The sequence below is a fragment of the Cellvibrionales bacterium genome (assembly GCA_016713115.1).
GTDB lineage: Bacteria > Pseudomonadota > Gammaproteobacteria > Pseudomonadales > UBA7239 > UBA7239.
Window position 1 is genome coordinate 1,622,951 of the sequence record JADJPU010000001.1, and the last position, 18,814, is coordinate 1,641,764.

Below are 18,814 nucleotides of genomic sequence, written 5' to 3' on the forward strand. Positions count from 1 at the left end.
ATTAGTAAGCCTCGCGGAATTTGCGGCGCAGCCACAGGCCGAGAATGTTGAAACATAGTGTGATCAAAATCAGTGTGAGGCCGGCGGCAAAAATAGTTTGGTAGCCGATAGAACCGTGCGGCAAATCCCCCAGTGCTACTTGCACGATAAAAGAGGTGATGGTTGCGGCGGGCTCTGCAGGGTTCCAAGTGAGGTTCGGTTGCATGCCTGCTGCTACCGCGAGGATCATGGTTTCACCCACTGCGCGTGAAATCGCAAGAATGTACGAAGCTGCCAAACCAGAAACCGCAGCGGGCACGACAATATGGATCGCGGTGTGCAATTTGCCGCTACCGATGGCATAAGAGCCTTCGCGCAAGGACATGGGCACAGCGCGCATGGCATCCTCAGAGAGCGAAGTAATGTACGGAATAATCATGATACCCATCACGATGCCAGCGGAGAGCAGCGAAAAGCCTGGCAGTGTTGGAAAGAACTTTTGCAGCAATGGAGTGACCATTAACAAAGCAAAATAGCCAAAGATGATGGTGGGAATGCCGCCCAGCAATTCCAGCGTAGGTTTGGCAATTTCTCGCACACGCGTTCCGGCAAATTCTGAGAGATAAATGGCAATGGTCGTGCCGACAGGGATGGCGATGGAAAGCGCGACAAATGCGGAAACTACCGTGCCAGAAATAAGCACCATGATGCCGAAGTGCGCGTCGTCGAATAACGGAGTCCATTGCGTATCGGTCAAAAAGTCCCACAAGCTGACATGTTGAAAGAAACGGATGGATTCTGAGACCAAGACATAAACAATAGCGATGGTCGTCAATACAGAAATCGCAGCAGTAATGAAAAGAAGCGCCTCAATGAGGCGCTCACCGAAATGGCGTCTAGCATTGTGTGCTAGACGGTTGGTTTTAGGGTTTGGCTTCACGCTTCATCAGCTCCTCAATGGTGATGCCTACTTCATTTTTTCCGCCGAAGCGTGAACCGTATTTCTTATTGGCCACGCTTTCCATATTGCTGGTATAAGCAGAATCAGGCAGCGGCACATACTTCACTTCTTGCGTGAGTTGAGTGGCATTTTTCATATAAAAGTCGATAAATTCTTTGACTTCCGGTTTGTCCAATGAGGTCGCCTTGATGTAGATAAAAATGGGGCGCGACAATGGTTGGTAGGTGCCATCCATCACGGTCGCATTGGAGGGTTCAACAACTGCATTGGTCTTGGGGTTGACGATGGCCAGTGCTTTGAGGCGTGATTTATTTTCCGCATAGTAGGCATAGCCAAAATAGCCTAGGGCGTTGGGATCGCGTGATACACCTTGCACCAGTACATTGTCATCTTCAGAAGCGGTGTAATCGCCACGCGAAGATTTCGCTTTGCCTACTACTGCATCGGTGAAGTATTCGAAGGTGCCGGAGTCAGCGCCGGGGCCGTACAATTTAATCGGTGCATCAGGCCAGGCGGGGTTGATTTGGTTCCAGCGCATTACCTTGTCTTGCGCAGTGGGTTCCCACATGGCTTTGAGTTCGTCGACGGTCGTTATATTTTTGAAAAAAGTGTTGTTAGGGTTGACGACGATGGTTAGGGCATCAAATGCCACCGGCATCTCAATGTATTGTATGCCTGCGCTTTTACAGGCTTCTATTTCTTTTTCGCTGATGGGGCGCGATGCGTTGGCAATGTCAATTTCGTCACGGCAGAATTTTTTAAAGCCGCCGCCGGTGCCAGAGATGCCGACTGTCACTTGAATGGCATTTTTCTTGCTGGTTTGAAATTCTTCTGCGACGGCTTCCGTGATGGGGTAAACCGTGGAAGAACCGTCAATTTTTATAATAGCGGCTTGGATAGATGGCGAGCCGATAAGCGCGCCGACAGTGAGTGCTGCAGCAATATAGAGCCGTGATTTTTGCATGGATATTTCCTGTGCGGGTTAATTCGATGCGCAGATTAGCCGCCCTTTGTTACAGCAATATGACAGCGTCAACGACGATGCTGCTAGACTACCCCCCACTGCTGGGCAGCCCTTTTTTAGTTGCTAGAGATAAGGTAAAACCATGAGTGAGCTTGATTACATTAAGAAAAAACGCAGTGATGTCGATGTGATTCCGGCTAAGATCGTGCCGTTTGTGCGCGCCATGATGAAGTTTTACACGCGGCTCAATGTGTGGGTGTTCAAAAAAAGTAATGGCCGTTGGATGAATAAGTTTCCGGGCGGCGCGCCGATTTGTTTGGTGGGCATGACCGGGCGTAAAAGTGGTCAGCGCCGCGAAGTGATGCTGATACATCTGCCACAGGGCGATAACAAACTGCTGGTGACCTCGCAGGGCGGTTTGGATGCAGACCCCGTGTGGTTCAAAAATGTAATGGCAAATCCGCGAGTGGATATCACGGCCACCGGCGTGACAAAAAACTACGCCGTGCGCCAAGCGAGCAGTGAGGAAAAGCGCGCACTGTGGCCGCATTTATTGTCGCTGTATCCGGATTTTGATGAATACCAAGCGCGCACGGACCGCGATATCCCTGTGCTGATTTGTGAGCCTGTATGACTGTACCTGCTGTATCGGTGCTAGATCGCGCCGCTGAAATTATCGCTGCCTTCGTGCCAGACAATGATCTGGTGGATTTGCTGACGCAACTGCAAGATCAGCTTGGCTTTATTCCGCCGCAAACCGTTGCTTTGATTGCGGATGCCACCGGCATGGAGCGCCCAGCGATTTACAAAGCCATTGAATTGTCGCCATCTTTTTCTTTGATGCCGCCCGGTAAGCATTTGCTGTATGTGTGCAGCGCCGATAACTGCTGCTCGAAAGGCGGTTTGGAATTGGCGGCTACTGCTAAACGCGTATTGGCGACTGATTTTTATCAATGCGATGAAAAAAAATTAGTGCGCTTAGAGCCGTTTCGCTGTTTGGGCAACTGTGTCAATGGCCCCAATATCGCAGTGGATAAAGTGGTGCAGGGGCACATGACGCCGGAAAAATTGGAAGCCGTGTTGCGAGAGTTATTAGCAGAAAATTAAGTCTGCCCTCCATTATTCTGTCGTCACGGGATACACCCCGCGCCAGCCTTCCACACCGCCATCCACGCTGTACACCGCAGAAAAACCCTGCTGGCTGAGAAAGTCAGCTGCGCCTTGGCTGCTGTGACCGTGGTAGCAAAATACCAGCAGCGGATTCTCGAAATCGGCGTGCAAAATAAAATCTTGCACATTGTTGTTGTTCAGTGAAAAAGCATGGGGCACATGCCCTGCGGCGAAGGCATTGGGGTCGCGAATATCAACAATAGTGACATTGCCTTGGTCGATCATGGCTTTGCAGTTGCGGCAGGAATACAGGTGAATGGCATAAAAATTCCTCAGGAAAATGGAGTGAATAACTCAGGACGAACAACTGATTTCCAAGTGCTTGCCCCATTCAGGAGGGAAAGCGGCAAAAGATTCAAAAGTGGGATGTTCATCAAACGGTGTGAGCAATACCTGTAATAGATTTTGCATCATGCTGAAGTCATTTTGTTTGGCTAGATCTATCGCCTGTTTCGCCAAATAGTTGCGCAAAATGTATTTTGGATTGCTGCGCTGCATGCGTTCGCGGCGCAGTGCATCGTCGCTGTTTTCCTGTTGCAGCCTGCTGCGGTATTGCGCTGCCCATTGATCGAAACTCTCACGATCAAGAAACAAATCACGGATGCTAGCGTTGTTTGTTTGCGTAGAAAAATCGCACAGACGGCGGAAGAAGATGGAGTAATCCACCGCGAATTGTTGCAGCAGAGCTAAGAGCTGGCCGATCAGCGCGCTGTCATCCGCTTGCGCGGTTTGTAAGCCCAGTTTAGCGCGCATCAATTGCAGGTAATGCTGTTCAATGGTGGGTTGATAGCCCTGCAAAATCTCACGCAGCGTTTCAATGGGAATGAGGGGTGACAGCGCGTGCGCCAGCGCATTGCAATTCCACAGGCCGATATTGGGTTGCTGGTCGAACGCGTAGCGGCCGCTGTAATCGGAATGGTTGCAGATAAAGCGCGGGTTGTATTCGTCCAAAAAACCGAAAGGGCCGTAATCAAAAGTTTCGCCGAGTATCGACATATTGTCGGTGTTCATCACGCCATGTGCAAAACCCACCGCTTGCCAGTGCGCCATGAGTTTTGCGGTGCGTTGCACCACCGCAGTTAAAAAAGCGGCGTAAGGTTGTGCAGCTGTTTGGCATTCTGGGTAGTGGTTTTCAATCACGAAATCAGCGAGTTGTTGCAGTGCCTCGTGTTGCTGGGTGTAGAAAAAATATTCAAAGGAACCAAAGCGGATGTGTGAAGGCGATACGCGCAAAATCATCGCGCCCGTTTCCACGGTTTCGCGGTACACCGGCTCGTTGCTGTTGATGAGTGCCAAGCAGCGCGTGCTGGGAATGCCGAGGCCGTGCATGGCTTCGGAGCAGAGAAACTCGCGGATGCTGGAGCGCAACACGGCGCGTCCGTCGCCTTGGCGTGAGTACGGTGTGCCGCCTGCACCTTTGAGCTGGATTTCATAGCGTTGTCCGGCGTGCTCTATCTCGCCGAGCAGCATGGCGCGGCCATCGCCCAAGCGTGGGTTGTAGCTGCCAAATTGGTGGCCGGAATACACCATCGCCAAAGGTGACACAGCGGTGGATGCAGTGCCATTGCAGTGTTGCAGCGTGTCGTCGGCCAAAAGCTGTGCGCTGTTGATGCCAAGCAATGCGGCTGTGGAAGGTGAGTGTACAGCCCAGCGCGCGCCGCGCAGTGGCTGAATGCACACCGGTGATGAAAAGGTGTCGCCCAAGTGGGCAAAGCGGGCAGTTTGTAGTGGCAGTGACACAGCGACAATTCAACAAAGAGAAAAGCACATTGTAAAAGCTGGCGTTTATTCTGACGACGACACAAAATGTAGGGCTTATGCCCATTGAGATTGAAAAACAGCAATGAAGCTTATGTTGCCTACTCAGTCGCGCCAGTGGTTTGCGCTGGCTGTCTTGCTATTGATTGCAGCCGTCGTGCGTTGGCCGTTCACGACACTGGATTTCAATTCGCTGCTCACCACTTATCTTGCAGACGATGCGTTCTACTATTTTAAAATCGCCAGTCATCTCGCCATTGATCATCGCATTACTTACGACGGAGAACAATTAAGTAATGGTTTTCATCCGCTGTGGTTGGCGGTGATTACACCGTTTTATACCGCCGCCAATCATGGTGTAGATTTTGTGTATCGCGTGCAGTGGTTGATGTTTGGTGTTGATTTGCTGACAGTCGTTGCGTTGTTTCATCTCTTGCAAAAGCTAAAGACGGGTCTGCTGGTCGCTTTTATTGGAGCTTTGTTATTTTGTATTCATTCGTCGTTTGTTGATATTCAAATGAATGGGCTGGAAACATCGCTCAACACCTTGCTGCTGTTGTTGTTGTGCAATGGTTTCATTGAGATATATCGACAAGAAAATATTGCGTGGCGAGTCTGTGTTTGTCTTGGTGCGCTAACAGGATTGGCTTTTCTGGTGCGTACGGATAATGCCATTACCGTGCTGTTGTTGTTTGCCTGTTTGGCGTGGTATTCACGCAAACAGTGGCGGATAAATTATCTGTGCTTATTGAGCGCAGGTGTTGTTGCCGGTTTGATCGTGCTGCCGTGGTTGCTGTGGAATTGGTTAAATTTTGGCAGTTTTGTACAGAGCAGTGGAAAAATAGAAACGATTTATTGGGGCGAGCCACAATTCAATTGGCAGCGTACGGTGTTTGGTTTTTTGATGTTGCCATGGAAAGTTTATGAGCAGTTGCAGGTTTTTGGTCGGTTGTTTATTGCGCCGGTAAGCAATGCGAAATTTGTGTCTATTGGCGTTGTGGTTTTTTTTGCGGGGTCGCTGCTTTGGCTTGGTCGCAGTAGACGCGTTTCTCGTGAGATGAAGGCATTGGCGATTTTTTGTGCTGCGGTGCTGGTTGTCTTTATTTATCACGCGGCATTCCGCAGTTTTGTGCGGACTTGGTATTACATCCCCGTAGCCATGGTTCTCTTGCTCTTGGTGACGACAGTAGTAGCGCAGATGCCGAAAAAATGGAGTGTATCGGTGTTGATGTTGTGTGTGCTGTCCGTGGTTATGTTGTATTCACCGTTAAAATTAACGCGGAAAGTAGCTGAGCCTTCTTCGCATCAAGTAGTAGCGGATTGGATCAATGCCAACACACCACCCAATGCCGTTATCGGCTCCATGAACTCAGGTGTGTTGAGTTATTTGGCGCAGCGCAAAGTAATCAATTTGGATGGCGTGGTAGATGTACGCTCCATGCAGGCGCATTGGCAGAAGCGACAGCCTGAATATATCCATGAGCGCGGCATTCATTATTTGGTAGATAACGACGGTGCACGCGCATTTTTTTGTCGTGAAAACCCACTACACACCTGTGTGCCGGTGTTTTCGTTTGGTGATGTGCGCAATAGCAACAAAGTGGTAGAAATCGTCAATAAATAGCGTCTAGAGCCAATGCCAGCCGTGTTGTGAGAAAAAACGGTAACCGGAACGGGCGAACTGTGAGATGTGCCACCAGCCTTTGCGCGCGGCATGGCCGCCATCGTGAACAATCTGCATTTCAGGCAGGAAAGTGATTTTTGCCGTTGCGCGCAGGCGAACCGATAGATCAAAGTCCTCGAAATACAGAAAGTAATTTTCAGAAAAACCGTTCAATTTTTGCAAGAGCGCCGTGCGCACTAGCATGCAACAGCCGCTGGCAATTTCTACGGCATCACAAGGTTGATTAGACAAATATTCGCTGTGCATTTCATAGCGCGCGAGGCGCTTGGCAAACAGGTTTTTTAAAACGGTGGGAGCAAAGCCGCGCAGTAAAAAATCCAATACGGTGGGGTGGCGTTTGCTAAGAAATAACGGCGTACCATGGTTGTTGACAGCATATGGCGTCACCATGCCGGTGTTGGCATCGTTGTGCAGATAATCCAAGGCAACAGTTAAGGCATTTGTATCCAAATACACATCAGGGTTGAGTAACAAATGGAAGTCGCTGCCTTGCTGTAGGCAGAGATTGTGTGCCTGTCCATAGCCTAAGTTTTTTTCTGGACAGATAAAACGCAGGGAGTCCACGCCGTCTACGCGTGTAAATAGTGAGGAAAACTTGTCGCCGTCCTCACTGGCTGCGTTATCGACCACCACGAGACTGATGCGCGCAACGGGGCGCTGCTCGCGTAACTGACGGATGCTCTCGCTGAGGCTGGTGCGAAAACGCAACAGCTCGGTGCTGCTATTGCGAAATAGCACCACGCTGATCGAGAGAAAAATAGGTGTTTCATAAACGACGGTGTTCATGCTGACATTGTACGGCACCGGCGTGGGGTGCCAATCCTAGCTAGCCTGCTTTATGATTCTAACCAGTATAAAAACGATATTGAGTACGGAATGATAGGAAGACCTCAGCGTATTTTGTGTGTCCTCGGCATGCACCGTTCTGGCACGAGCTGTTTAACCGGTTCCTTGCAGCAGGGCGGGCTGTTTCTCGGCAAGCACCACACTTGGAACGAATACAATCGTCGCGGCAATCGTGAAAATCAGGATGTCGTCAATTTGCACGAAGCGATTTTCAAAGCCAATGCGCTCACCTGGAAAAAGCCTACTGGCATTTCTTTAGCGCAAGGTATTCCGTCTGATTTGGCAGATTTAGGCGATAGCAAATCGGCGCAGTGGGAGCCTCAACATAGCGAGCGCGCGCAGGAAATTCTCGCCGAATATGCCGATAAGCCGCTTTGGGGATTCAAAGATCCGCGCACTTTATTGGTATTGGACGGCTGGCGTGCTTTGGTGCCGGATATGGAATTTGTGGGCATTTATCGGCATCCATTTGCGGTGGCACAATCTTTGGCTAGTCGCCCAGCGATGCCAGTGTCCATCGAAGAAGGCTTGGCAATGTGGTATGTCTACAACAAAAAATTATTGCAGGCGCATCAAAAAAAACCGTTTCCCGTGTTGTGTTTTGATTGGAGTGAGGAGCGCTTTCATCGCGCTTTGGATGTGTTGCATGCACAGATTGGCTTGGCCCCTGTGCCAGAAAACGAACGGTTTTACACCAAAGAATTGCACAAACAGGCGGCAGATTTTTCTGTGGTGTTGCCTGAGCCAGTGCAACAGTTATATCAACAACTTGAACAGATAGCCGCAAATCATGAGTAATACACCCACACCGAAAGGGATTCCCAATTCGCCACAGCCGATTAAATGGTTTGATGCGGCGATGCCTGTGATACCGCGCGATGATGCGCAGTATTTACAGAGTGATGCGCCGCGATTGTCGATTGTGGTGATGGTGTACAAAATGCCGGAGCAGGCGAAAAAAACACTGTATTCCCTGAGTGCGGCGTATCAGCGCGGCGTGACAGAAAACGATTACGAAGTGATCGTGATGGAAAATCCTTCTTCGCGCATGCTGGGTAAAGCAGAAGCGGAAAAATGGGGCGGCAACTTCCACTATCAAGCGTATCCAGAAACTCTGCCCACGCCGGTGAATGCGATGAACTTTGGTGCGGCGCATGCACGCGGGCGCATGATTGCGGTGATGATAGACGGAGCGCGCATGGTGTCGCCCGGTATCGTGAATTACATTTTGGCAGCCGAGCGTTTGCATCAAGACGTGGTGGTGGCCGTGCCCGGTTATCACTTGGGCAATAAAGTGCAGCAGGAGGCGATGCTGGAAGGTTATGACGAAGCGTACGAACAAACATTGTTAGACAAAGTGCAGTGGCCGCAAGACGGTTACCGCCTGTTTGAAATTTGCTGTTTGTCGGGCACCAGTGCCGGTGGCTATTTAAAGCCTTTGGGTGAGAGCAATGTGTTGGCCATGCCGCGCCATATTTAGGGAAAAACTGGGCGGCTACGATGCGGGTTTTACCGAAACAGGTGGCGGACAGTGCAATTTGGATTTGCATAAACGCGCAGTGGAATTGCCAGAAACGGTGTTGGTGACCTTGATCGGTGAAGGTTCCTTCCATCAATTTCACGGTGGCATTACCACCGGCACAAAGGGTGAGGAGCGTTTGAAAGCGATGCAAGATCACTTTAATCAATACGCCGCGCTGCGCGGGCAAGCATACACGCCACCACTCAAACGCAGCATTGTGCTCGGTGCACTGCCGGATTGCGCGCTGCGTTTTGTGCGCCATTCAGCCAGTGTGGTGATGAAAAATCGCGGTGATATACCGAGGGATTGGAAATGAATACAGAAAAAAAGCTATTGCTGTCGATTATTGTGATTGTGTATGACATGCCGCGTCAGGCTATGAACACGCTGTTCAGTCTTGCGCTGCCGTATCAAAAAAATGTGACAGAAAATGATTACGAAGTGATCGTGGTGGAAAATCGCTCTGCGCATTGTTTGGATGCCGCTGCCGTTGCTGCACTGGGTTCGCAGTTTCGCTATTTTTTGCGCGATGAAGCCGGTGTGTCGCCTGTTCCCGCTGTCAATTTTGCATTTAGTCAGTGCCGAGGCGAACAAATCGGTTTGATTATTGATGGTGCGCGTATCGTCTCGCCGCGTGTGATCGAGTACGCCATGTTAGCGGCGCGCATGACAGAGCAAGCACTGGTGATGGTGCCCGGCTACCACCTCGGCGAAAAAGACCATAAATTCCATGTGCAAGCAGGGCACAGCGAAACCTTGGAAATAGAAAAATTATCCGAGTTGGCGTGGCAGGAAAACGGCTATCGTTTGTTCAAATGGGCGTGCTGGAGCTCCAGCAATCAGCGCGGTTATTTGCAGCCCATGCAAGAGTGCAATGCACTGTTTTGTTCGGCAGAAAATTTCAAACGCATCGGCGGTGCCGATGAACGCTTCGATCAGCCCGGTGGCGGTTCTATCAATTTGTATTTGTATCGCAAGCTCGGCATGTTGCCGGATATTGTGTTGTATGTGTTGCCCGGCGAAGGCTCGTTTCACCAGTTTCATGGCGGTGTGACCACACAGGAATTGCTGGAAGACGATACGCGCCGCGCCGTATTGAAATCTTTTGATACGCGTTTGGAAGAAGTGTGGGGCGGCCCATTCAAAGCCCTAACGCGTGAGCCGATATTGCTCGGTGCGGTCACGCACTGGGCGCAGCCGTTTTTGGAAAAAGCATCAGAGATGGCGAGCCAGCGTTTTGCGCGTTTAACCGCCAATAAAAAACCGTTCTGGGATGACGATGCACCGTTCAATCGCTTTACCGAAAACGCGATCAGTTGTTTGAACGATGGCTATGAGCGGCCTGCGATTATGAACCAGCAGGACATGCCGCGTTAATGGCGCTGCCAGCCTACTGAAAGTAAGTGGCGGGGTCATTTTCACGCCGCCAATCCAATAATGCTCCGACCGCTGTGCGAAAGCTTGGCAATACATCAACGAGATATTCGTTCATTTCTTTTTTAAGCAATGTTTCCATTGCGTCACAGCTATTTTTTAATTGCGTGACACCGCAGTAACAGCAGGCACCATGTAACTTGTGGATGCGCTCTCTCGCTTGCACCAAGTCGTTAGATTCTATGGCTTGCACAATGGCCGCGCTGTCCTCTGCCAGTGTTTGAAACAACATCTGTAAGATTTCCCCAGCCGCTTCTGGTTTATTGCCGCAGGCTTGCAACGCCAATTTTCTGTCCACGCAATCCCCGTAGAAAGGTGGGATAAAAACGATGGTAGCATCGGTCTGTTCAGTAGCTTCGATCGGTGTATTTGAGGTGGTGGGCGTTGCCACGGTAGTTGTGTGTGAGTTGGTTTGCGCGGCTTTCCCCCATTTTTGAAGCATTTGTAGCAACTGCTGTTCGCTGGCTGGTTTGCTCAAAAAATCATTCATGCCGATGCTGAGCATGCGCTGTCTTTGTTCTACCAGTGCGTGCGCAGTGAGTGCGATGATGCCGGTGCGTCTCGTACTTTGCTTTTCAAGATAGCGAATTTTTTGTGTTGCTTCGATGCCATCCATCACTGGCATTTGTACATCCATAAAAATGACCGAGATATCAGGGTTGGCTTTGTAACATTCAATGGCTTCCTCGCCGTTGCTTGCTTGCACAACATGAGCACCGAGATCATGCAGCATCGCGCTGATCAGTTTTAAATTGGGCGCGTTGTCATCGACGGCCAACACAACGGGCGGCGTACCTGTCATCGCAATGCGTTGTGCGCTGCTGGTCGGGATGTTGTGTGGGATGTTGAGCGTTTGGCACAAAATTTCTAATAGACGACTTTCGGGCAGCGGTTTTTGTAACAGCACAGCGGAAGGAAATAATGACGCCAGTTGCGCGCGTGCAGGAGCTGTCAACGAGAGAATGACAGGGCAGCGTTGTTGTTGGCAGTGATGTATTACTCGTGTGAGTTGCCGCACATCTTGTTCGTTGTAACGGACAGGTAAATTGAACAATAGAGCGTGAATAGGGTGTTCGCTGCCAGCATGGCGATTCAGTGTGGGAATTACTTGATCGATATCATCAGCCAATACCGGTTGTGCGCCCACGGCTGTCAATATGTGACCGCTGGTCAAGCGAGAGAGTTTTTCTTTGTCACACACCAGAATGTGATGGTTCTTCAGGAGGTCATTGCTGTTTTCCGTAGTGGTGGTATTGGCAATATCCAAATTGATGGTGAACCAAAAAGTCGTGTTGCCTGGATCACTGTGGTAGCCAATATCGCCACCCATTTGGCGCACAATATTTCGAGATATCGCTAAGCCTAAACCTGTGCCTGCGTGCTTGCGTGTGGAAGTGCTATCCAATTGCGTAAAGGCTTTAAAAATCTCGTTGTTGCCATTGGGTAAGCCTTTGCCATGATCGGTGACTTCGATTTTGAGCAATGCTTTTTGTTGCTCCAGTATGTCGGCAGCAATGCGTACTTCGATATTATCTTCTTCCGAAAATTTGATGGCATTGCCAATTAAGTTGGTCAGTACTTGTCTGATGCGCAAAGGGTCACCAAGCAAGCGGCGTGGTACATCGCTGTAAATGATGGGTAGTAACTCTAGTCCTTTGTCATGTGCGCCTGGAGCAAGAATTTGTAGCACATCTTCCAGCACTTCTTGAATGTTAAATGAGGTGTAATCCAGAACCAGCTTTCCAGCTTCGATCTTAGAGAGGTCTAGCACATCGTTAATCAGCGTCAGCAAACCCTCGGAAGATTTGCGAATATTGCTTAGGTAGTCCTGTTGTTGTGTGTTGAGCTGTGTTTTAAGTAACAGCTTGCTGAAGCCGATAATGCTGTTGAGCGGCGTACGAATTTCGTGGCTGGTGTTGGCTAGGAATTCAGATTTAATGCGACTGGCTTGCACGGCTTCACGACGCGCCAAGTCCAATTCGATGTTTTGAATTTCGATCGTTTCTAGGGTTTCGCGCAAATCCTGCGTCGATTGTTCGATATGGCTTTGTAAACTGTCTTGCTCTGCCAGTAGAGCTTCGTGCATTTCGGTGATGGCGTTGTCGAGTTCACGCATTTCAATAATGCGGCTATCAGTGATGGGCTCAGTAGTCTCGCCTTTGGCTCGGATGTTGGTGTTGCTGATAATTCTTTTGACAACTTCAGTGAGACGCTCGCCAAACTGCATGGCGAACCAAAAGGCGCCAGCCAGCACGATGAACACAATGCTGATATCAACCAATGTGGTGCGGTATTTATGCAGCATGATGAAACTTTGCGAATACTCTAAACGCGCCCAGCCGATGGGGAGGTTGCGAGGGTCGCTGCTTTCAATACGGATGGAACCTGCAAGGCGTGGTTGTTTTATGGGTATCACCACTTGTCGCGTGTTTTTGGCGCTGAAATCTAGGGTGTCTGAAGTGAAGAGATTCGTTACTGTTTCCAGTTGTGTATGCAAGGGACCTGCATGTGCAATTTCTTTGCTAGTGGCATCGTAAAAACTGATTGAACGCAGCAGAGGATATTCCAGCGCAAGTTGAGCAGTGCTTTCCAGTGTGGCGATATCACCATCTCGTAATGCGCGATAGGCTTGCCGTGCTACTTGCTGGCTGTATACATCGCTCATTTCGTTTTCATACTGTGCAATATCGCGCACCAATGCGTAAGTGAGATAGGCGCCAATTAATAAGGCGCATACGATGCCAGGACCTAGGGCGAATATCGCGATGTAAGTGCGTAGATTGCTATGACGCATTAGGGAATCTGTTTTGTTGTCATGAGTGAAACCACGGTAGAATCCGCGACTGGTTATTATTGTGCAAGGCGGCTATTGCGATGGATTATCCCACAATCGAAAGCTGTATCGGCAACACACCCTTGGTGCGTTTGCAGAGATTGGGGCAGGGCAATAACAACCACATCTTATTAAAGCTGGAAGGCAATAACCCTGCGGGTTCTGTCAAAGATCGCCCTGCCGCCAGTATGATTGCGGAAGCGGAACGCAGCGGCCGCATTCAACCCGGCGACACTTTGATTGAAGCCACCAGTGGCAATACTGGCATAGCCTTAGCGATGGTGGCAGCCATCAAAGGTTATCGCATGATTTTAGTGATGCCTGACAACATGACTGCCGAACGCAAAGCGGCGATGACGGCGTACGGCGCCGAGTTGGTGTTGGTTTCGCAGCAACAGAGTATGGAAGGTGCGCGCGATTTGGCTTTGCAAATGCAAGCAGAGGGGCGTGGCAAAGTGCTGGATCAATTCGGCAACAACGACAACCCGCTGGCACATTACAAAGGCACTGGCCCAGAAATTTGGCAACAGACGACTGGAACAATCACCCATTTTGTGAGTGCGATGGGAACAACCGGTACCATCATGGGTACTTCGCGCTTTTTGAAAGAAAAAAATCCAGCGATTCAAATTGTGGGCCTGCAACCGCAAGAAGGCGCTAGCATTCCCGGTATTCGTCGCTGGTCGCCAGAATACTTGCCAAGTATTTTTGATGCGGCGCGTGTGGATACGGTGATAGATATTGCACAGGAAGACGCCGAGTGCACCATGCGCGATCTTGCGCGCAAAGAGGGCGTTTTTTGCGGCGTTTCTTCCGGTGGTGCGGTGGCTGCTGCGCTGCAGTTGGCAAAAACAGTAAGCAATGCCACTATCGTCGTGATTATTTGTGATCGTGGAGATCGTTATTTGTCTTCTGGTATTTATAACGGTTGAGACGATTTGTTGTTAACAAGTAGCAGTTATCTCTATGGTTAAGATTCGTGAAGATCATCCGCTGGGAGCCAGTGGCGATGTCGATATTGATGTGTGGTTAGCTGGTTTAGAAGCGGCACATGGATTTTCAGCAGAACAAATAATGCAGTTGCGAGCGGCTTGTTTGGCGAGTCATAACGCAGAGCAAACACGCTCTGAATCAGACAAACGCTGGCAGGAAACCAGTTGTTTTCGCACCGGTTTAGAGATGGCCGATATTCTCGGCGAGTTGAACTTAGACGCAGAAACATTAGTGGCGGCTATCTTGTATCGCGCCGTGCGCGAGGAGCGCTTGCCACTGACAGAGGTTGTACAGAATTTTGGGCAAGAAGTAGCGAGTTTGATCGAGGGGGCTTTACGCATGGCATCGGTCAGTGCCATACAAAGCCTCGGCGATGAAGCTGTGTTGGGGCGTACAGCCAATGTGCAGGTAGAAAATCTGCGCAAAATGTTGGTGGCAATCATCGATGATGTGCGTGTTGCCTTAGTCAAAATTGCAGAGCGCACTTGTGCGATTCGTGCGGTAAAAAATGCACCGGAAGAAAAGCGCCGCCGCGTCGCGCGCGAGGTAATGAAAATCTACGCGCCACTTGCGCACCGTTTGGGTATCGGTCACCTCAAATGGGAGCTGGAAGATTTGGCGTTTCGCTATTTGGAGCCTGATGCCTATCGCCATATCGCGCGTTTATTAGACGAGCGCCGCGTTGATCGCCAGCGCTTTATTACCGAAGCCAAAGTGCAGTTAGAAGCCGCATTGCAACAAGCGGGTGTTGAGCCAGATATTACAGGGCGTGCAAAACACATCTACAGTATTTGGCGGAAAATGCGCAATCGCGGCATTGGTTTTTCGCAAGTCTATGACATCCGCGCGCTGCGTGTATTGGTCGCTACGGTGCAAGATTGCTACACAGCCTTGGGAGTCGTGCATGGTTTGTGGCGTAATATTCCCAATGAATTTGATGATTACATCGCCAATCCAAAAGAGAACGGCTATCAATCTTTGCACACGGCGGTCATTGGGCCGGAAGGGAAAGTGCTGGAAGTACAGATCCGCACTTTTGCCATGCACCAAGATGCAGAGTTTGGTGTGTGCGCGCACTGGCAGTACAAAGGCGCTGACAAAGTGAATCAGCAAGGCGAACAAGCCAATAGCTACGATTCAAAAATTGAGTGGCTGCGACAAGTTTTAGCGTGGCACGAAGAAACGGGCGGCAATTTGGATTTGGTCAAAGAGCTGCGCACCAGTGTTGTCCAAGACCGCATTTATGTCTTCACGCCAGAAGGACATGTGATTGATTTGCCCAGCAATGCGACTGCTTTAGATTTTGCGTATCACATTCACACCGGTGTTGGGCATCGCTGCCGTGGCTGCCGTGTGAATGGTCGTGTTGTGCCGCTGTATCACGCGCTGCACACGGGCGACCAAGTGGAAATTATTACAGGCAAGCGCGAAGCGCCCAGCCGCGATTGGCTAACTTCTGGTTTGGAGTATTTACGCACCGTGCGCGCACGCACCAGTGTGCAGCAGTGGTTTCGTCAGCAAGCCGCGGATGAAAACTTGGAGAACGGTCGCGCAATATTGGATCGCGCCTTTCAGCGTTTGGCGGTATCACCGCAACTGGATTTGGAATCGCTTGCGCACACGCTGGGGCATAAAAATCTGCACGATTTGTACATCGCCATTGGTACTGGCGAATGCAGTATGACAGCGGTACTTGATGCGGCGATGCATTCTGGCAATGTCATGTCGCAATCGGAGTTGTTGCTGGAATGGGATGAGCAGATGGAAACGCTCTCGCGCTCTATTGTCGGTGCTGAAGGACATAACTTGCGTTTAGCGCCGTGTTGCAATCCTGCAGAAGGCGATGCTGTTGTCGGTGTGATGGATGCTGATAATGTTGTCTCAGTGCACCAGCAATCCTGCGATCAGGCGTTGCAGATGCAGTTGGATCATCCTGAACAAATTATTGCAGTGAATTGGGGTGGTGTGCGCCGCAGTACATTTCCAGCATCTATTGCCGTGCGCGCTTACGACCGGCGAGGTTTATTGCGCGACATTAGCTCACTGTTAGATAAAGAAGAAGCCAATGTCATTCGTTTAGATACAGTGACCGACCAGCAAACCCGCTTGGTAGAAATGCAAATTACCTTGGAAGTGGAGAGCTTTCAGTTATTGAGTCGTTTGCTGGAAGCCATCAACCAGATCCCCAATGTATATAAAGCTAGCAGGCAGGTGTGATCTTTCTTCTATATATACATTTTGGAGAGAGGTGGACAACTTGAGTAAGCAGATTCAGCTGTGTAAGGTAGCGAACATTATCAAATCAACGGCCTGAATAGGCATCAAGTGTGTGGAGTGTAAAAAATGAAAGTTATCTTGTTGGGCGCACCCGGTGCTGGCAAAGGCACACAAGCAAAATTGATTATGGAAAAAATGGGTATCCCGCAAATTTCTACTGGTGATATGTTGCGCGCTGCTGTTGCTGCTGGCACGGCATTGGGCTTGCAAGTAAAAGACATCATGGCATCCGGCGGTTTAGTGTCAGATGATTTGATCATCGCCTTGGTGAAAGAACGCATCACACAGCCAGATTGTGCAAAAGGTTTCTTATTTGACGGTTTCCCTAGAACGATTCCACAAGCCGAAGCCATGCAGCGTGCGGAAGTGCAAATTGATCGTGTGATTGAAATTGATGTGCCAGACCAAGACATCATCAGCCGACTCAGTGGTCGCCGTGTGCACGAAGCTTCAGGACGCGTGTATCACATTGAACACAATCCGCCACAAGTGGCAGGTGTGGATGATGTGACCGGCGAAGCTTTGATACAAAGAACAGATGATACCGAAGCAACCGTGCGCAAACGCTTGCAGGTGTATCACGAGCAGACGCGCCCCTTGGTGGATTTTTATCAGCAACACGGTGGCGATAATGTTTATCGCAATGTGCCTGGTGTTGGCAGCGTGGAGGAAATCAGCCGTCGCGTGCTGGCCGCATTGCAGTGAAACAACACGCAGTCATTCTGGTTTATCTCGGCTCACCTATCGCACCTGAGCCTTCTGCCATTCGGCAATTTCTCAATTCCTTTCTTTCCGACCCGCGCGTGGTAGAGATACCACGCTGGCTTTGGTTGCCTTTGTTAAGAGCGGTTATTTTGCCGCTGCGTAGTCAGCGCGTAGCAAAATTGTATCGGTCGATATGGACAGAACAAGGTTCACCACTGACAGCAATTACGCAGCGTCAAGCTGAGCGATTGGAAAAGTCACTCAACACAAGCGATGTGATAGTTCGCGCAGCAGCAGTCTATGGCATGCCATCAATCGCACAGTGTATTGATGATCTGCGTAAACAGGGCATCGAACAGTTTTTAGTGTTACCGATGTACCCACAGTATTCCGCTACGACCACCGCTGCGGTGTACGATCAAGTTGCAGCGCTATTTACGCAGCAACGCTATGTGCCCGATATTCGCATTGTCAGAGAATATTGCTACCGCAAGGACTACATCGCTGCATTAGCGCAGTCGATTCGCCAACATCGTGCAAAAAACGGTACTGCCGATGTGTTGCTGTTTTCTTTTCACGGGATTCCACAAGCTTGTGTTGATCGTGGCGATCCCTATTACGAACAGTGCAAATACACTGCAGAAGCCGTGGCAAATGCATTGAGTCTTGCTAATGAGCAGTGGCGCATTGGTTTTCAGTCACGCTTTGGTCGTGCGAAATGGTTGCAGCCGTACACAGATGAGGTGTTGGCATCGTTGCCAGCAAGTGGAGTTCGTCGCGTTGATGTTGTCTGTCCGGCGTTTGCGGCGGATTGTTTGGAGACCCTAGAAGAAATTGAACATGGGAGTCGACATTGCTTCATGGCTGCTGGCGGTGAATATTTTTCGCGCATTGATTGTCTCAACGACTCGGATGAGCACATTGCTGTCTTGCATTCCATCGTTGTTGAAAATGGTTTTGGTGCTGCTAAAAAGTAAATACGAAAGTGTTCACGGCGCTTTTTTATAAAAAATTAGCCAAAATGATGAAAAAAAGTCCTGATTTAGGCAAAAAACTGTTTTAGATGGATGCAAAACGCAAAAAATTAAAATAATATCTGTGTCAAGCCCGTATGGGAGTGGTTACGAGCTTGTAGTATCTAACTATTAACACTACCAACCATTGAGGAATGAAACATGGCAAAGTCAAAAAGAAAGCTCCAGCTAAGCGCAAAGTCGCCGCTAAACCAGCTAAAGCACTGTCTGCTTCAGCAATCGTTAGCGCCCTGAAAGCCAAACTGGCTGCCAAGGCAGAAGCTGATCTGCAAAAAGCACAGGCGAAGTTCGTTGCTAAGTGGTCGAAGAAGCGTGCTGCTGCTGATAAGAAGAAACTGGCCTCTGCTAGCAAGAAAGCAGCCAAGAAAGCTGCCGCCGCTGCTAAGAAAGCTGCTGCCAAAGCTAAAGTAGCAGAAAGAAAAGCTGCTGCTAAAGCTAAAGTAGCTGCTAAAAAAGCTGCTGCTAAAGCTGCTAAAGCCGCTAAAAAGCAAGCTAAGGCTGCTAAGAAGGTTGCAGCTAAGCCAGCAAAAGCGAAGAAAGCCAAAGCGGCTAAGCCAGCAAAAGCGAAGAAAGCCAAAGCTGCTAAGCCAGCCAAGAAAAAAGCTGGTGCTAAAAAAGGCCGTCGCGCTGCCAAGAAGTAATGCACGCGTAGGT

The 18,814-nt window shown here is 49.8% G+C and carries 18 protein-coding genes; 12 read left to right on the forward strand and 6 right to left on the reverse strand.

Annotation, left to right across the window (positions count from 1 at the left end; genetic code table 11):
* Position 1: 1 nt before the first annotated feature.
* Positions 2–919, reverse strand: a complete 918-nt coding sequence (gene pstC, locus IPK30_08060; GenBank protein ID MBK8103222.1) for a phosphate ABC transporter permease subunit PstC — start codon at positions 917–919, stop codon at positions 2–4.
* Entirely contained in the window at positions 903–1,904 is a 1,002-nt protein-coding gene (locus IPK30_08065) for a PstS family phosphate ABC transporter substrate-binding protein (GenBank protein MBK8103223.1), read from the reverse strand. The genes pstC and IPK30_08065 overlap by 17 nt, the downstream gene beginning before the upstream one ends.
* A 142-nt stretch (positions 1,905–2,046) precedes the next feature.
* On the opposite strand from IPK30_08065, the gene IPK30_08070 reads away from it, so the two are divergent.
* A complete protein-coding gene (locus tag IPK30_08070; protein ID MBK8103224.1) occupies positions 2,047–2,538 on the forward strand; it encodes a nitroreductase family deazaflavin-dependent oxidoreductase in 492 nt (163 codons plus the stop codon).
* On the forward strand, positions 2,535–3,011 hold the full coding sequence (locus tag IPK30_08075; protein MBK8103225.1) for an NAD(P)H-dependent oxidoreductase subunit E: 477 nt from the start codon (positions 2,535–2,537) through the stop codon (positions 3,009–3,011). Before IPK30_08070 ends, IPK30_08075 begins: the two co-directional genes overlap by 4 nt.
* 12 nt (positions 3,012–3,023) lie before the next feature.
* On the opposite strand, the gene glpE is transcribed toward IPK30_08075, so the two are convergent.
* Together glpE and IPK30_08085 are read right to left on the reverse strand one after the other, a co-directional pair.
* Positions 3,024–3,299, reverse strand: coding sequence for a thiosulfate sulfurtransferase GlpE (glpE, locus tag IPK30_08080; protein MBK8103226.1), 276 nt, complete (start codon positions 3,297–3,299; stop codon positions 3,024–3,026).
* 69 nt (positions 3,300–3,368) lie between these two features.
* Positions 3,369–4,808, reverse strand: coding sequence for a YdiU family protein (locus IPK30_08085; protein ID MBK8103227.1), 1,440 nt, complete (start codon positions 4,806–4,808; stop codon positions 3,369–3,371).
* Positions 4,809–4,926: 118 nt separating this feature from the next.
* Between IPK30_08085 and IPK30_08090 the strand changes: the two genes are divergently transcribed.
* On the forward strand, positions 4,927–6,456 hold the full coding sequence (locus IPK30_08090) for a hypothetical protein (GenBank protein ID MBK8103228.1): 1,530 nt from the start codon (positions 4,927–4,929) through the stop codon (positions 6,454–6,456).
* Positions 6,457–6,459: 3 nt separating this feature from the next.
* Here the strand turns inward: IPK30_08090 and IPK30_08095 are convergent, their stop codons facing one another.
* Positions 6,460–7,302 carry a glycosyltransferase family 2 protein gene (locus tag IPK30_08095; GenBank protein ID MBK8103229.1) on the reverse strand — a complete coding sequence of 281 codons (843 nt, stop codon included), beginning with the start codon at positions 7,300–7,302 and terminating at the stop codon, positions 6,460–6,462.
* A gap of 90 nt (positions 7,303–7,392) precedes the next feature.
* Between IPK30_08095 and IPK30_08100 the strand changes: the two genes are divergently transcribed.
* From IPK30_08100 to IPK30_08115, 4 genes are read left to right on the forward strand one after another with little or no spacing between them, the layout of a single operon-like run.
* Positions 7,393–8,160, forward strand: coding sequence for a sulfotransferase (locus tag IPK30_08100; GenBank protein MBK8103230.1), 768 nt, complete (start codon positions 7,393–7,395; stop codon positions 8,158–8,160).
* Positions 8,153–8,842, forward strand: coding sequence for a glycosyltransferase family 2 protein (locus IPK30_08105; GenBank protein ID MBK8103231.1), 690 nt, complete (start codon positions 8,153–8,155; stop codon positions 8,840–8,842). Before IPK30_08100 ends, IPK30_08105 begins: the two co-directional genes overlap by 8 nt.
* Positions 8,814–9,200: a hypothetical protein gene (locus tag IPK30_08110; GenBank protein ID MBK8103232.1), complete on the forward strand. Its 387-nt coding sequence runs from the start codon at positions 8,814–8,816 to the stop codon at positions 9,198–9,200. The genes IPK30_08105 and IPK30_08110 overlap by 29 nt, the downstream gene beginning before the upstream one ends.
* Positions 9,197–10,261, forward strand: a complete 1,065-nt coding sequence (locus IPK30_08115) for a glycosyltransferase family 2 protein (protein ID MBK8103233.1) — start codon at positions 9,197–9,199, stop codon at positions 10,259–10,261. The genes IPK30_08110 and IPK30_08115 overlap by 4 nt, the downstream gene beginning before the upstream one ends.
* 13 nt (positions 10,262–10,274) lie before the next feature.
* Here the strand turns inward: IPK30_08115 and IPK30_08120 are convergent, their stop codons facing one another.
* Positions 10,275–13,112 (reverse strand): response regulator, encoded by a 2,838-nt coding sequence (locus IPK30_08120; GenBank protein ID MBK8103234.1) that lies wholly within the window; start codon positions 13,110–13,112, stop codon positions 10,275–10,277.
* A gap of 74 nt (positions 13,113–13,186) precedes the next feature.
* On the opposite strand from IPK30_08120, the gene cysM reads away from it, so the two are divergent.
* The 5 genes from cysM to IPK30_08145 all read left to right on the forward strand — a co-directional run bounded on the left by cysM (position 13,187) and on the right by IPK30_08145 (position 18,801).
* Complete coding sequence (gene cysM, locus IPK30_08125; GenBank protein MBK8103235.1) at positions 13,187–14,083, forward strand: cysteine synthase CysM; 897 nt, start codon at positions 13,187–13,189, stop codon at positions 14,081–14,083.
* 34 nt (positions 14,084–14,117) lie between these two features.
* Positions 14,118–16,361 (forward strand): bifunctional (p)ppGpp synthetase/guanosine-3',5'-bis(diphosphate) 3'-pyrophosphohydrolase, encoded by a 2,244-nt coding sequence (locus tag IPK30_08130; GenBank protein ID MBK8103236.1) that lies wholly within the window; start codon positions 14,118–14,120, stop codon positions 16,359–16,361.
* A gap of 126 nt (positions 16,362–16,487) precedes the next feature.
* Positions 16,488–17,126 carry an adenylate kinase gene (adk, locus tag IPK30_08135; protein ID MBK8103237.1) on the forward strand — a complete coding sequence of 213 codons (639 nt, stop codon included), beginning with the start codon at positions 16,488–16,490 and terminating at the stop codon, positions 17,124–17,126.
* Complete coding sequence (gene hemH, locus IPK30_08140) at positions 17,123–18,103, forward strand: ferrochelatase (GenBank protein MBK8103238.1); 981 nt, start codon at positions 17,123–17,125, stop codon at positions 18,101–18,103. The genes adk and hemH overlap by 4 nt, the downstream gene beginning before the upstream one ends.
* Before the next feature lie 191 nt (positions 18,104–18,294).
* A complete protein-coding gene (locus IPK30_08145) occupies positions 18,295–18,801 on the forward strand; it encodes a histone (GenBank protein ID MBK8103239.1) in 507 nt (168 codons plus the stop codon).
* Positions 18,802–18,814: the final 13 nt, after the last annotated feature.

Coding starts and splice junctions, on each gene's coding strand:
- IPK30_08145 (MBK8103239.1), top strand. CDS start 18,295: ATGAAACATGGCAAAGTCAAAAAGAAAGCTCCAGCTAAGCGCAAAGTC.
- IPK30_08120 (MBK8103234.1), bottom strand. CDS start 13,112: ATGCGTCATAGCAATCTACGCACTTACATCGCGATATTCGCCCTAGGT.
- IPK30_08100 (MBK8103230.1), top strand. CDS start 7,393: ATGATAGGAAGACCTCAGCGTATTTTGTGTGTCCTCGGCATGCACCGT.
- IPK30_08095 (MBK8103229.1), bottom strand. CDS start 7,302: ATGAACACCGTCGTTTATGAAACACCTATTTTTCTCTCGATCAGCGTG.
- IPK30_08070 (MBK8103224.1), top strand. CDS start 2,047: ATGAGTGAGCTTGATTACATTAAGAAAAAACGCAGTGATGTCGATGTG.
- adk (MBK8103237.1), top strand. CDS start 16,488: ATGAAAGTTATCTTGTTGGGCGCACCCGGTGCTGGCAAAGGCACACAA.
- IPK30_08130 (MBK8103236.1), top strand. CDS start 14,118: ATGGTTAAGATTCGTGAAGATCATCCGCTGGGAGCCAGTGGCGATGTC.
- glpE (MBK8103226.1), bottom strand. CDS start 3,299: ATGATCGACCAAGGCAATGTCACTATTGTTGATATTCGCGACCCCAAT.
- IPK30_08065 (MBK8103223.1), bottom strand. CDS start 1,904: ATGCAAAAATCACGGCTCTATATTGCTGCAGCACTCACTGTCGGCGCG.
- IPK30_08110 (MBK8103232.1), top strand. CDS start 8,814: ATGTGTTGGCCATGCCGCGCCATATTTAGGGAAAAACTGGGCGGCTAC.
- IPK30_08115 (MBK8103233.1), top strand. CDS start 9,197: ATGAATACAGAAAAAAAGCTATTGCTGTCGATTATTGTGATTGTGTAT.
- IPK30_08105 (MBK8103231.1), top strand. CDS start 8,153: ATGAGTAATACACCCACACCGAAAGGGATTCCCAATTCGCCACAGCCG.
- IPK30_08075 (MBK8103225.1), top strand. CDS start 2,535: ATGACTGTACCTGCTGTATCGGTGCTAGATCGCGCCGCTGAAATTATC.
- IPK30_08090 (MBK8103228.1), top strand. CDS start 4,927: ATGTTGCCTACTCAGTCGCGCCAGTGGTTTGCGCTGGCTGTCTTGCTA.